Annotated in this window: 9 protein-coding genes and 1 riboswitch; of the genes, 6 read left to right on the forward strand and 3 right to left on the reverse strand. The window is 43.5% G+C overall.

Features of this window, described 5'->3' with window-relative positions:
• The first annotated feature begins 25 nt into the window (after positions 1-25).
• On the forward strand, positions 26-1,381 hold the full coding sequence (gene dinF, locus AB4232_RS02420) for an MATE family efflux transporter DinF (RefSeq protein ID WP_372085992.1): 1,356 nt from the start codon (positions 26-28) through the stop codon (positions 1,379-1,381).
• Between the two features lie 106 nt (positions 1,382-1,487).
• On the opposite strand, the gene sthA is transcribed toward dinF, so the two are convergent.
• Positions 1,488-2,888, reverse strand: coding sequence for a Si-specific NAD(P)(+) transhydrogenase (sthA, locus tag AB4232_RS02425; RefSeq protein ID WP_372085994.1), 1,401 nt, complete (start codon positions 2,886-2,888; stop codon positions 1,488-1,490).
• 327 nt (positions 2,889-3,215) lie between these two features.
• Here sthA and fabR point away from each other — a divergent pair, with 327 nt between their 5' ends.
• Together fabR and AB4232_RS02435 are read left to right on the forward strand one after the other, a co-directional pair.
• Positions 3,216-3,857 (forward strand): HTH-type transcriptional repressor FabR, encoded by a 642-nt coding sequence (fabR, locus tag AB4232_RS02430; protein ID WP_010438693.1) that lies wholly within the window; start codon positions 3,216-3,218, stop codon positions 3,855-3,857.
• Complete coding sequence (locus tag AB4232_RS02435; RefSeq protein ID WP_004736696.1) at positions 3,857-4,228, forward strand: YijD family membrane protein; 372 nt, start codon at positions 3,857-3,859, stop codon at positions 4,226-4,228. Before fabR ends, AB4232_RS02435 begins: the two co-directional genes overlap by 1 nt.
• Before the next feature lie 80 nt (positions 4,229-4,308).
• Here AB4232_RS02435 and trmA read toward each other — a convergent pair whose 3' ends face one another.
• Complete coding sequence (gene trmA / locus AB4232_RS02440; protein ID WP_009848254.1) at positions 4,309-5,418, reverse strand: tRNA (uridine(54)-C5)-methyltransferase TrmA; 1,110 nt, start codon at positions 5,416-5,418, stop codon at positions 4,309-4,311.
• 154 nt (positions 5,419-5,572) lie between these two features.
• Positions 5,573-5,776, forward strand: a riboswitch (cobalamin riboswitch).
• A gap of 39 nt (positions 5,777-5,815) precedes the next feature.
• On the opposite strand from trmA, the gene AB4232_RS02445 reads away from it, so the two are divergent.
• From AB4232_RS02445 to murI, 3 genes are read left to right on the forward strand one after another with little or no spacing between them, the layout of a single operon-like run.
• On the forward strand, positions 5,816-7,690 hold the full coding sequence (locus AB4232_RS02445) for a TonB-dependent receptor domain-containing protein (protein WP_372085997.1): 1,875 nt from the start codon (positions 5,816-5,818) through the stop codon (positions 7,688-7,690).
• 48 nt (positions 7,691-7,738) lie between these two features.
• Complete coding sequence (locus AB4232_RS02450) at positions 7,739-8,404, forward strand: ATPase (protein WP_372086000.1); 666 nt, start codon at positions 7,739-7,741, stop codon at positions 8,402-8,404.
• Between the two features lie 60 nt (positions 8,405-8,464).
• A complete protein-coding gene (gene murI, locus AB4232_RS02455) occupies positions 8,465-9,271 on the forward strand; it encodes a glutamate racemase (RefSeq protein WP_029225473.1) in 807 nt (268 codons plus the stop codon).
• Here the strand turns inward: murI and AB4232_RS02460 are convergent.
• On the reverse strand, positions 9,234-9,686 hold the full coding sequence (locus AB4232_RS02460; protein WP_009848258.1) for an RNA-binding protein: 453 nt from the start codon (positions 9,684-9,686) through the stop codon (positions 9,234-9,236). The genes murI and AB4232_RS02460 overlap by 38 nt on opposite strands.
• Positions 9,687-10,067: the final 381 nt, after the last annotated feature.

A 10,067-nucleotide genomic window follows, 5' to 3' on the forward strand; every position in this document is an offset into this window, starting at 1 on the left:
ATCGCCTCTAATCTAAGAGGTGATCGTGAAGTTATTTAATCCCCAAACTATTTTTCAAACGCTATCCAATCAGGCGATGCACAAAAAAGTGCTGTTGCTCGCGATCCCGATGGTTCTTTCCAATATTACGGTTCCACTGTTGGGTTTAGTCGATGCTGCGGTTATCGGTCACTTAGAGCATTCTTGGTATTTAGGTGGTGTGGCCTTAGGTGGCACGATGATCAGCGTGACTTTTTGGTTGCTTGGTTTCCTACGAATGTCGACGACGGGACTAGCCGCGCAATCTTATGGGGCGAACGATGGAAAGCAACTTGGTTTAGTCTTTGTGCAAGGCGTGACCATGGCACTTGGGTTTGCTGGTGTCTTCTTGCTATTGCATAGCTTTGTTGCGGATGCGGTTTTCTCTCTGAGTAGTGCCAGTGACCAAGTGAAACACTATGGTCAGCAATATTTCTCTATCCGAGCATGGAGTGCGCCTGCTGCGTTGACTAACTTTGTGCTGTTAGGTTGGTTACTCGGAACCCAAAATGCCAAAGCACCCATGTGGATGGTGATCATTACTAATATCACCAACATCGTTTTAGATATCGTATTTGTGATTGGCCTCGGCTGGCAAGTGGAAGGCGCAGCATTGGCATCTGTAATGGCTGATTATGCCGGTTTAACATTTGGCCTGATTTGTGTTTACCGAATCTGGGTGAAGAAGCAGTTGCCATCGCCATGGGAGCTGCTTAAGAAAACCAGCCAAGGTTTGAGTCGTTTCGTAAAACTGAATCGCGATATCTTCCTTCGTTCACTATGCCTACAAGCGACTTTCACTTTCATGACCTTCCAAGGTGCAAGCTTTGGCGATGATGTTGTTGCGGCCAATGCAGTGTTGATGAGTTTCTTGATGATCATCTCTTATGGGATGGATGGTTTTGCTTACGCAATGGAAGCGATGGTCGGTAAAGCGATAGGCGCGAAAGATAAAGATGAATTAAATCAGTCGTTGATTGGTACCTTTTTCTGGAGCTTCAATATTTGTTTGGTGCTGACCACAGTGTTCGCGATAGCGGGGTCTAGCTTGATTAATATGATCACCACAATCTCAGACGTTAAGAGCCAAGCTGAGGTGTATTTACCATGGTTGATTGCAATGCCGCTTGTTTCTATGTGGTGCTTCCTACTCGATGGCATTTTTGTGGGGGCAACCAAGGGCAAGGATATGCGCAATAGCATGTTCGTGGCGACCTGCAGCTTCTTTGTAATTTTCTACTTGGCCTCAGGTTTAGAAAACCATGCGCTGTGGCTAGCAATGTTGAGCTTTATGGCGATGCGTGGCATTGGTCTTGGTGTTTTATTTGTTTCTCAGTGGAAGAAAGGAGAGTTTCTCGCTTAGTTTGCATAGCTTAGTTCAGAGAACGAAAAATAAAAACAGCAAGCTAATGGCTTGCTGTTTATGTATTTGGCCTACAGGTGGTCAAATAGTCCTGTTGGTTCTTTGTTTAGAACAAACGGTTAAGTCCGTTAAGCGCTGCTACGCGATACGCCTCGGCCATCGTCGGATAGTTAAAGGTGGTATTCACAAAGTATTCGATGGTGTTGGCTTCGCCTTTTTGTTCCATGATCGCCTGGCCAATGTGAATGATTTCAGCGGCACGTTCACCAAACACGTGGATACCTAAAATCTCTTTAGTTTCACGATGGAAAAGTATCTTCAAGCTACCAATATCTTTACCTGCAATTTGAGCGCGAGCTAAGTGCTTGAATGAAGAACGTCCCACTTCATACGGCACTTTAGCTGCGGTAAGCTCTTGCTCGGTTTTACCGACAGAGCTGATCTCAGGAATGGTGTAGATACCTGTTGGGATGTCTTCGATAAGGTGTCGTTCTGCTTCACCTTTCACCACGGCTTGGGCCACAAATCGACCTTGGTCATAAGCAGCACTTGCTAGGCTAGGATACCCAATCACATCACCGACAGCGTAAACATGTTCAACACTGGTTTGGTAGTTGCTGTTGACTGATACTTGTCCACGAGAGTCCGCTTCTAAGCCAACCGCACCAAGGTTCAGTTTATCAGTATTACCCGTTCGACCATTGGCATACAGTAGGCAATCGGCACGCATTTTTTTACCTGACTCTAGATGAATGATTACACCATCATCTGTTCCTTCAATTTTCTCAAAGGTCTCATCGTTACGAATAACAACGCCACTGTTCCAGAAGTGGTAAGAAAGTGCATCTGAGGTTTCGTTATCTAAGAAGGACAACAGGCGGTCGCGAGTATTAATGAGATCGGTTTTAACGCCTAAACCGCGAAATATAGAGGCGTATTCACAGCCGATAACACCAGCACCATAGATGATGATGTGCTGAGGATCGTGTTTAAGAGAAAGAATTGAATCGCTGTCGTAGACACGTTCATGCATGAAGTCGACGTTGTCTGGCTGATAAGGGCGAGAACCTGTCGCGATAACAAATTTGTCTGCGCTGTAGTCTTCTTCAGTACCGTCGCTTTGCATTACGGAGATCGTGTGGGTATCGATAAAACGTGCAGTACCGAAGACTAACGTGCATTGGTTGCGATCGTAGAAACCTTGGCGCAAGCGAGTCTGTTTGTCGATGACCGATTTAGCATGCCCCAGAATATTGGAAAATGTTGAGTGGATACTTTTATTGTTCTGACAAAACAGAGGGTTACTGTTGAATTCAATAATACGACTTACGGCATGACGCAGTGCTTTGGAAGGAATGGTCCCCCAGTGGGTACAACCACCCCCAACGCTGCTCTCTTTTTCAATGATAGCAACGTTCAACCCGGCTTTGGTTAATCCCATCGCTGCCCCTTCTCCTCCGGGGCCACTACCAATTACGATTACATCAAAGTGGTTGGAGTGCGACATAGATATCTTCCTTGTTATATTTGATTAACATTGCTTTAGCGAGATTTTAACTGATTCTGTTCTTGGGTACATGAAAAGGGCATCAGAGAGTCGGTGAGATCACGTCATGCTACTGAAAAAATAATATTTGGTATGTCGTATGTCTCCAAATGACGGTGCGGATATTGAAATGTTTTCTTTGAACGTATTTACTTCGATACGTGAACAAAGAGGTGTGTTTAGTGTCTTATATAACCAGAGTGCCTTATATAAGTAAGTGATTCGCGTTATATTGAATAGAGTATTAGACATGCCTGTTTAGGCTGTAAAAGAAGATGTTGATAAAGTATGAAACCAATGGGCATTCGCGCACAGCAAAAAGAAAAGACTCGTCGTAGCTTAATCGATGCGGCATTTAGCCAACTCAGTGCCGATCGTAGTTTTTCTAATCTAAGCTTGAGAGAAGTCGCTCGTGAGGCTGGAATAGCTCCGACTTCCTTTTATCGCCATTTCAAAGACATGGATGAGCTTGGCTTAACCATGGTCGATGAAGGTGGCTTATTGTTGCGTCAGTTGATGCGTCAAGCTAGGCAACGCATAGTAAAAGAAGGCAGCGTGATTCGCACATCGGTTGAAACCTTTATGGAATTCATTGAAAGCAGCCCAAACGTATTCAGACTGTTATTGCGGGAGCGCTCTGGAACTTCATTTGAGTTTCGTGCAGCGGTAGCTCGTGAGATACAGCATTTCTCTGCTGAGTTAACCGAATATTTAATCACAACAGGAATGACAAGAGACGAAGCTTTTACTCAAGCGGAAGCCTCCGTCATCTTGGTTTTTAACTCAGGGGCAGAAGCATTAGATTTAGATCGACGTCAGCGAGATGAATTGGCTGAGCGTTTGATCATGCAATTGCGAATGATGGCCAAAGGAGCTTTTTGGTATCGTAAAGAACGTGAACGTAACCGATTAAAAGGCGGGATTGAATAATGTCGAATGAAAATAATACTGTAAACCGTGGTTCTGAAAGAAAGACACTCGTACTTGCTGTTGTAGCAGGTGTGTGTGGTGATGCACTGTTATCTTGGGTAACAATGAGCGAAGTGGGCTTCTCTATTTTCCCGCTGATTGCTTTAGTGTTGGCTGTACAAGCGCTATACCAAGAATACCTAACAAATCCAGTATCTGAAGATATTCCGTTAGTGGGTTTAGCTTGTTTCTTTGTAGGTGCATTTGGCCACTCGGCTTTTGTGAAAGCACAACACCCTGATGCCGGGTCAAACTTCTTTGCGATTATCGTCGCGATGCTACTGCTCGCTTGGGTAGGTAAGAAGCTAGGCTTTATCGGTAAAACTGCTTAAACCAATCTATAAATAAAAAAACGAGCCAATTGGCTCGTTTTTTTGTATCTGCTGCTTAGCTTCGACTTAGAGAGCGAGGTTTACGCTTTACGCTCTAGAAACACACCGGCTTCCATATGGTGTGTGTAAGGGAACTGGTCAAATAGAGCAAAACGGGTGATGTCGTGTGTTTCGCTTAGAATGTCTAGGTTCTCTTTCAATGTCTCAGGGTTACAAGAGATGTACATGATACGCTCGTAGCCTTGAACCATCTTACAAGTATCGACATCCATACCTGAACGCGGTGGATCAACAAAGATAGTGTTGCAGTTGTAGCTCTTAAGATCGATGTTCGCTTGCTGTAGACGACGGAATTCACGCTTGCCTTCCATTGCTACGGTAAAATCTTCCGCAGACATGCGGATGATCTGAACATTTTCAATCTTGTTGGCTGCGATGTTGTATTGCGCAGATTCTACTGACGGCTTCGCTAGTTCTGTTGCCAGTACACGTTCGAAGTTCTGCGCCAGTGCTAGTGAGAAGTTACCGTTACCACAGTAAAGTTCAAGTAAGTCGCCTTTGCTGTCTTGAGTACAGTCGACAGCCCATTCCAACATTTTCTCTGCTACTTTGCCGTTTGGTTGAGTAAAGCTGTTCTCAACTTGTTGGTAGATGTAGCTATCACCATTCACATCTAGCTTTTCAATAACGTAGTCGCGGTCCAGTACGATTTTCATCTTACGCGCACGGCCGATCAGGTTTAGGTTAAAACCTTCATCGTTTAATTGCTGCTTAAGTGCTTTAGCATCTTGAATCCACTGCTCACCTAATTGGCGGTGGTAAAGCAGTGACACCAAAATCTCGCCGCTTAATGTAGAAAGGAAGTCTACTTGGAATAGTTTGTGGCGTAGAGAGTGGTTGTCCTTCATTGCATCCGTTAATAGAGGCATTAGGTCGTTGATCAGGCGGCTAGCCGCTGGGAACTGGTCGACACGGTATTTTTCTTTAGTTTCTTGATTGAACATGACGTAATACATATCGTCACCTTCATGCCACACGCGGAACTCTGCACGCATACGGTAGTGTTGTTCTGGAGATTCATACACTTCCAGCTCAGGCACATTATATTCTGAGAACATTTCAGTAAGACGCTCAGTCTTTTCTGCCAGTTGTTCTTGGTAGCGTTGCGGGTTTACTTCTAAATTCGCCATTGTTATGCCTTTTGCTATCGTGCTTTTAAATCAAGAGCGCAGATTTTATTCAATCACAGGCGCTTGTCCAGTGTTGAGAGCCATTCAGTCTAAATAGACGACGAAAACTATAGCTTATAACTATCTTAGACTAGACAAATGATTCATAGGTCAATACTATTTCCGGCAAGCTGGTGCCATGTGGATGTATAGATGGCTGAAGAGGGAATCTGGTGAAAATCCAGAACTGACGCGCAGCGGTAAAAGAGAACGAGTATTCATAGACACTGCAAATAGCGTTTTGTGGGAAGTCGAATATTAGGTAACCATAAGGTTGTGCTCTTGAGTCCGAATACCTGCCAGCGGCCAAACCATAAAATGTGGTTTGGTAGGACTTTACGCGATTTAGGATCACAACATGAACAAATCCCTTTTAGCGGTTGCTGTAGCATCGCTGCTTTCACCTATCTCCAATTTACACGCACAAGAAGCATCTGCTGACGAAACCATGGTCGTTACAGCTAACCGTTTTGAGCAGTCTGTGGGTCAAGTTACAGCAACAGTCGATATTGTGACTAAAGAGCAAATTGATAACCTGCAAATCAAATCTCTAACGGAAGCTTTAGCATTATTACCTGGTGTGCAAGTAACGCAAAATGGCGGACGTGGACAAAACAGTTCAGTCTTTGTTCGCGGTACCTCATCGAATCAAAGCATTGTCCTCTATAACGGGGTGAGAATTGGTAGTGCGACAACTGGTAGTGCGAACTTCTCAGCTATTCCTCTAAGCGGCGTTGAACGTATCGAGTTAGTAAAAGGTGCTCGTGCTGCGGTATATGGTGCTGATGCAATAGGTGGTGTAATTAACATTATTACTTCATCAGGGGCTGATGTTGACTCTGGTACTGTTCAAGTTGGTGCTGGTACTGATAACTATCGCCAAGGTGCAGCTGGTGTGAGCTCTAAAGTTGGTCAGAAATCTTGGATCAATATGTCTGTAAACACTGAAGCGTCAGATGGTTTTGATGTCGTAGGCACTGGCCCGGCTCAACCTGATGAAGATGGCTATAGCCGTCAAGACTTAACGCTTGAGGTTGGGACAAACTTTTCACCTGAGTGGTCTGCCAAAGTGATGGGCTTCTATCATAAAGGTGTGACTGAATATGAAAGTTATAAGGACTTTTCAACAGGTAAGCTATCAGCTGATGAGCAAGAATCTATTCTTTTCAACTACGCAGCGCTTGTTGCATATAATGGTGAGAAGTATCGTTCATCTTTGTCTGTATCAACTAACCGCGACGATAGTAACAATAAAGGCGGTCAAGTTCCGGGTAGCCACTTAATCACTGACCGCCATGCTCTTAACTGGCTGAACTCTTATAAGTTATCTGAGATCTTTGTACTTAATGCAGGCGTCGACCTAACTAAAGACACCGTGGCTGATTCCAAAATTTGGAGCAGCAATAGTTACCAGAAATATGACGGTACTAGTCGTAAGAATAATGCAGTATTCGCTTCGGCTTTCTATGACAATTCAGGTCTGCAAATTGAAGCAAGTGTTCGTCATGATGACAACGAAGTCTATGGCGGAAAGTCGACATGGCAGCTAGGAACTGGTTATCTTGTTAATCAGAATTGGCGTTTGATTGCGTCTGGTGGTACTGCCTTTCGAGCTCCGACATACAATGACTTATTCTGGCCTGGCTATGGTAAGAGTGACTTGAAACCAGAAGAGTCTTTGAGTTTTGAGGCTGGATTTGAGTTCTTCTCTGACGTATCAGATATACGCGTTGTAGGTTATTCAAACAAAATTACTAATTTGGTAAGTTATCAGTCAAAAGGTGAAGCTTTAAAGAATTCTGATGCGACAATACGTGGTATTGAAGTAAGCTCGCAGTTTGAGACCGGCGTGATTTCACACTCAGTGTCGCTAGACTTCCTAGACCATAACAACAAAATCAATGTCGCTGGTTATGGTCAACCAGAAGACATTCAAGATAAAGAGCTGTCTCGTAGAGCAAACTTTGCAGCGAAATGGTTGGTCAGCTATGAACACAATCACTGGCGTGGTGATTTGAGCTATCAGTATCAAGGTAAACGCTATGACGATGCAAAAAATACGGTGGAACTTGAACCGTATAGCCTCGTGAACTTTACACTAGCTTACCAGTTGACCGAACAATGGAAACTACGAGCTAAAGTTGAAAACTTGTTTAATACTCAATACCAAACGGTGGATAAGTATGAAACGCAAGATCAAGCATACTACCTAAATGCTTCATATCAGTTCTAACTGGTATGCAAACCGCCTTCGGGCGGTTTTTTCTTATTGGATGTATCAATGAAAAAGAAAGTCGTCATAAGTTGGTCGTCAGGTAAAGACTCTACGTTAACGTTAGAGCGCCTACTTGAAAGCACCGAGTATGAAGTTGTTGCTCTGTATACTACGTATGTTGGAGATGAAGTTCCTTTCCAGGTAACTCCTATTGAGGTAGTTGCAATGCAAGCTCGATTGGTCGGTTTACCATTAATCATGATTGAGCTACCGGAAGTCTTCCCAAGTAATGAGGTTTACCAAAGTACGATTGTCTCGGTACTTAAAGATTTTAGCTTATCAATCGATGCGGTCGCGTTTGGAGATATGTTCTGTAATGGCATTGCCGATTACCGAAGAAGTTATATAGAGCCAGCTGGTTGGGAGTGTGTGTTTCCCCTAATGGGAGAGAGCAGTCAGGTACTTGCGAGTGAAATAATAGACAGAGGAATCGAAACCTTTCTCGTCACGGTCGATACCGATGCATTAGACATGAGCTATTGCGGGAAAGAATACACGTTTGAGCTAATCGACAGTTTACCGAGTCACGTCGACCCATGCGGGGAAGATGGTGAGTTCCATACTTTAGTCACGTCAGCGCCATGCTTTAAAGGAAGGCTTAAGATAGAGCTGGAAAATGTAGAGCAGGGTGAGCGCTTTGTGCATCAACGCTACCGAGCCTGCATTATGTAGAGTGATGATTGGCGAAAACTAAGTGAAGGGGTATCATTGCAACGGAACTTATTACAGGTAATGGTTGTGTCGGAAAGCATACAAAAAAACATATTGATCTTTGATTCTGGAGTTGGCGGTCTGTCCGTATATAAAGAGATAAGCCACTTACTACCGAATCATAACTATACTTATGTATTCGATAACGAGGCTTACCCATACGGTGAGCTCGACCAGCAAGTCCTTATCCACAGAGTTCAAAGCATCGTCGCCAGTTTTGTGGCTAGCCACGCTATTGATATTGTGGTGATAGCCTGCAATACAGCAAGTACAATTGTGTTACCTACACTAAGGGCTAATAACCCAATCCCTATTGTCGGGGTTGTTCCGGCAATCAAGCCAGCATCGCTACTTGCCAATAAAGCCGTTGGTCTTATTGCAACACCCGCAACGATTACTCGTGAATACACACACGAGCTCATCAAAAACTTCTCTAGTAATAAAAGAGTTGAGCTTTTAGGTTCTACTCAGCTGGTGGATATGGCCGAAGATAAACTCCGAGGAGAGGCGATTAACCTTGAAGAGCTGCAGCAAATCCTTCAACCAATGATCAACACAATTGATGTGGCTGTTTTAGGGTGTACTCATTTCCCACTGATCAAATCAGAGATTCAGCAAGTGCTAGGTAAAAACGTGATGTTGATTGATTCAGGTAAGGCTATTGCTAAGCGGGTTCAAGATTTATTGGATTTAGAGAGCAGTACTGAAGAAGGGGGAGTGCGTGAGGCTTTTTGTAGTGCACTTCCTAAAAAAGAAAGTGCACTAAATAGTATGCTGAAGCAGTTAGGGTTTAGCTCAGCTCAGCTTCGTCCGTTTCTGGATGTTTAGGATCGTTTGCAACGCGTACTTTTAAAGTACGTTGCATGTAATCTTTATCGTTAAGTTCTGAAATAGCATGATTCACATCATTACTTGCCATAACAACAAATCCAAAACCTCTTCTTTTACCAGTACGTTTGTCTTTCATTAAACGTACAGCAAATACTTCACCATATTCAGAGAACAATTCACGTACATGTGATTCATTCGCTTTGTATGGAAGGTTACCCACATAAAGTGTTTTTGTTGAAGCCTTAGGTTCTGACTCTGATTTTGAGTTGGTGCTTGAAAAATTAACAACAAAAGCGGAAGCCAAGACACCAAGGATAAAGGTAATTGCAGGCGATATATCTACCTGAGAGAAAACAATGCCGCCCAATACAGCTAGCGCGACAATTAACAACATCGATTTTTTTGAGTTCATATCGGAATACTACATATTAATAAACGAAATATACGCATCTATCATTAACAAAATAGACACATGAATCTTACGTTCATGGCTTCCATTTTGCCAATGTATTGCTGTGATACGTCTCAAATGTTTAGTTTTTATTCGAAAAATGCGGATGTGGTGGCTTTTTAGGCGAACAAAACTTTTATTTAAAAAAGCTCTTGTGCTCTATATCGAACTCTCTATAATGCCGCCTCACCGACAAGGAATGAGACGAAAGTCACGCTGCGAAATCGGTAGAGAATAAGAGTTTGAAAATAACCCTTGACTCTCTAAGTGGTGCAGGTATAGTACGCACCCCTAGCGACTGAGGTGTGAGTCACAAAACGCTAGCGCTCTTTAACAATTTAA

Source organism: Vibrio sp. 10N.286.46.A8 (assembly GCF_041470165.1).
GTDB lineage: Bacteria > Pseudomonadota > Gammaproteobacteria > Enterobacterales > Vibrionaceae > Vibrio > Vibrio tasmaniensis_A.

Coding starts and splice junctions, on each gene's coding strand:
- sthA (WP_372085994.1), bottom strand. CDS start 2,888: ATGTCGCACTCCAACCACTTTGATGTAATCGTAATTGGTAGTGGCCCC.
- fabR (WP_010438693.1), top strand. CDS start 3,216: ATGAAACCAATGGGCATTCGCGCACAGCAAAAAGAAAAGACTCGTCGT.
- AB4232_RS02435 (WP_004736696.1), top strand. CDS start 3,857: ATGTCGAATGAAAATAATACTGTAAACCGTGGTTCTGAAAGAAAGACA.
- trmA (WP_009848254.1), bottom strand. CDS start 5,418: ATGGCGAATTTAGAAGTAAACCCGCAACGCTACCAAGAACAACTGGCA.
- AB4232_RS02445 (WP_372085997.1), top strand. CDS start 5,816: ATGAACAAATCCCTTTTAGCGGTTGCTGTAGCATCGCTGCTTTCACCT.
- AB4232_RS02450 (WP_372086000.1), top strand. CDS start 7,739: ATGAAAAAGAAAGTCGTCATAAGTTGGTCGTCAGGTAAAGACTCTACG.
- murI (WP_029225473.1), top strand. CDS start 8,465: ATGGTTGTGTCGGAAAGCATACAAAAAAACATATTGATCTTTGATTCT.
- AB4232_RS02460 (WP_009848258.1), bottom strand. CDS start 9,686: ATGAACTCAAAAAAATCGATGTTGTTAATTGTCGCGCTAGCTGTATTG.